At 73.5% G+C, this 211-nt stretch carries 1 pseudogene; it reads right to left on the bottom strand.

What is annotated here, in order from left to right:
• A pseudogene (locus QM841_RS43105) lies at positions 1-211 on the bottom strand (heparin-binding hemagglutinin); the annotation flags it as partial.

The raw sequence follows: 211 nt of genomic DNA, 5'->3' as shown, positions 1-211 counted from the left end.
TGGCCGCAGCCTTCTTCGCGGGCGCCGTCTCGGACCGGGCCGGTTTGGCGACAGCGGCCTTCTTCGCAGGTACCTTGGCCGCAGCCTTCCCCACGGGCGGCTTGGCGGCCGCGGCCTTCTGCGCGGCCGCCTTCCTCGCAGGCGCCTTCGCCGCAACCTTCTTCGCGGGCGCCGTCTCGGACCGGGCCGGTTTGGCGGCAGCAGCCTTCTT

It is taken from the genome of Rhodococcus sp. IEGM 1307, from assembly GCF_030056915.1.
Taxonomy (GTDB): domain Bacteria; phylum Actinomycetota; class Actinomycetes; order Mycobacteriales; family Mycobacteriaceae; genus Rhodococcus_F; species Rhodococcus_F opacus_D.
Note: the sequence above shows the minus strand (reverse complement) of the source record. Positions and strands in the feature narration are given on the sequence as shown.